General features: G+C 45.1%; 3 protein-coding genes. All 3 read right to left on the bottom strand.

The features are described from left to right. On the bottom strand, positions 1-890 hold an 890-nt coding region (locus tag C1A15_RS16790), incomplete at its 3' end, for a rolling circle replication-associated protein (RefSeq protein WP_146001771.1). A gap of 110 nt (positions 891-1,000) precedes the next feature. Continuing rightward, positions 1,001-1,282 carry a ribbon-helix-helix domain-containing protein gene (locus C1A15_RS00010; protein ID WP_101720672.1) on the bottom strand — a complete coding sequence of 94 codons (282 nt, stop codon included), beginning with the start codon at positions 1,280-1,282 and terminating at the stop codon, positions 1,001-1,003. Between the two features lie 453 nt (positions 1,283-1,735). Further along, positions 1,736-2,158 carry a hypothetical protein gene (locus C1A15_RS16785; RefSeq protein WP_142392519.1) on the bottom strand — a complete coding sequence of 141 codons (423 nt, stop codon included), beginning with the start codon at positions 2,156-2,158 and terminating at the stop codon, positions 1,736-1,738. Positions 2,159-2,409 lie beyond the last annotated feature (251 nt).

Below are 2,409 nucleotides of genomic sequence, written 5' to 3'. Positions count from 1 at the left end.
TAATACTCGTATTGAAGAGTGTTTTTGAAGTCGCTTTCAGGGTCTTCAAGAGCAACTGTTTTAGTAAAAGTCAGCTTGGCAGAGCTGGCTTTTTCTTTTGCCTTTTTGTACTCGACAACAGAAACATCCGGCTTTTTTATTCCTTTGCTCCATCGAAAAATATGGAAGCCAGGCGGGTACATACAGAGCCGAGCGCCCTTGATATATTTTTTGGTCTGTTTAACGCCGTTCTCGTCCTCGTATTCGACTTCTTTAATGCCTTTAGAGTAAGATACCGCCATATCCGCTTTAGACGCTTCAGAAAGCTCCATATCGCCCAAATAGGCAGTTAAGTACGCACCGACATTATCGACATCATCAAGCCGTTTCACGGTCACAAAGCCCTGTTTCCAGCAATCACGAACAACCGCATTTTCCATATACGGAGCCTTACCAGAAAAGATAAAAACGCAATGCAAGTGCCATGCTCCACGCCCTTGCGGTTCTGCTGCGGTAATATATTCGTAATGTCCGAAAATCTCACGGCAACGAGTATTGAAGTGCCGAAAATCACGCATCAGCTTTTTAGGGTCTGTCATATTATCGGCGTATGTAAGAGTAACCCAGCGACAGCGGGAAACATCGGTAATATTTGCGTTTAGAATATCCCTACCTTGAGCAAGAGACTTTGCGACATTCGCCAGATCCTGCGCACGGTTTTCGAGATGCTTAAACTCCAATAATTCTCCGGTGCGATTGTCTACATAGTGGTCTTTGTCAATCTTGGTAATATAACCACCACGAGAACGCTTTTCGGAATACATGATCTCCGTAATGTTTCCCATTTCTTTAAGCCGAACAAGAGCAGAATCAGAAATAGAAACAGGGGAATCCAGTTTTTTAATCTCCAATCAACTAACCTCCTTTCTCTAAGTTTTGGACACATATTCCCTTATAATCAAGTTAATAAGGGCGGGCGGTCGTAGCGTGTCCCCGCAACTAAAGTTTGCGGGGGCCCCGCTTACGCCTCGCCCTCGCCCCCTGTACCGGCACCAATGCCGGCAGGCGTTCCGGCGTTAGCCTGTCCCGTCATCTGCTTCATTGTCTCCGTAATCTGCTTGAACTGTTCCAGCATATCTTTTAACTTCGGATTACCCTGCATCTTGTCGTATTCGGAAGTGATTGCAGAAATAAGAAACTCACTTCGCTTAATCCCCATCATCCTGCAAAGCTCGTCAAGCTGATCAGCAACAGCAACATCACAACGAAAAGTTACAGCAACGGTATTCTTCTTCGGATTCATGGCAAAGCTCCTTTCAATAGAATGTAGTTATCATAACATCAAGTTGGAAAATTGTCAAGAGAAAAGCACTTACCCGCCGTTTACGGTGGTGAGTAAGTGCGCACTTCTATACCGTTCCGGCAGTGCTGGAGAATAGCAAGCACAGCAAGTGTAGCTACACTTGACGAAAACTAAAGTTTTTCGCTCTCCATCCGTTCATTTGTCCGGTATCAAGGCTACGAAAACTTTTCTTGCAGAAAACTTTTCTCGACCCCTACGGGGCAACCTTGACACCGAACATTTTCGGCGGAGCTTGCCAAGCGTGGCGAGGAACTCAAAGGCATAAAAGATAATTTCCAATAGCTCGCCCTATTCCATTGTACCGCCGAAAACCATTCTCTAACGCTCTGGTATTCGTCGGCTTCTTCATGGCTCAGAATCTAAAGGCATAAAAGAAGAGCGACGGCAAAGCCGTCACTCTTTCTCTTCATGTATCCCAAATAGACGCTTGAAAAAAGACCTCTTCGGAGCTGGCAAAGAAAGCACCTGCTGAGCCTGCAAAAGCACTTGATAATTTTTAGCCTGCTCCATAAGTTGAGCAATCTGCTTGTCCTTTTCTGCAATCTGAATGTCCTTTTGCCGAAGCTGTTCCAGCAATGACAAAACAAGCTCATTTTCGGATTCCTGCTTTTCATCCTGCCGACCGGATGAGCCATCAGGAGAAGAGCCGGAAAAAGGAACACCATGTTTTTCTGCAAGCCATTTCAAGCCGTATTCGGTGAGGGACATGACAGGGACATCGGATGGACACGCAAGGGACATTTTACGGACATCATCGGGCATACTTGCAATATCTCTGCGAATTGTCTTTGCAGAGAAACCCAGCATTTCAGCCACTTCCGAGACTTTATATATATGGCTCACCACCTTTTACACGAGGGACAACAGAGGGACATTTTAGGGACATCAAAGGACAAAAAAGGGACATCCCCATTGACACACTCATTTTCTCATGCTATTATAATACTCGTATTGAAGAGTGTTTTTGAAGTCGCTTTCAGGGTCTTCAAGAGCAACTGTTTTAGTAAAAGTCAGCTTGGCAGAGCTGGCTTTTTCTTTTGCCTTTTTGTACTCGACAACAGAAACAT

Origin of the sequence: Eggerthella timonensis, from assembly GCF_900184265.1 — a bacterium.
GTDB classification, from domain to species: domain Bacteria; phylum Actinomycetota; class Coriobacteriia; order Coriobacteriales; family Eggerthellaceae; genus Eggerthella; species Eggerthella timonensis.
The sequence above is the reverse complement of the archived record's forward strand: the minus strand, read 5'-3'. Positions and strand labels throughout refer to the sequence as shown.

Coding starts and splice junctions, on each gene's coding strand:
- C1A15_RS00010 (WP_101720672.1), bottom strand. CDS start 1,282: ATGAATCCGAAGAAGAATACCGTTGCTGTAACTTTTCGTTGTGATGTT.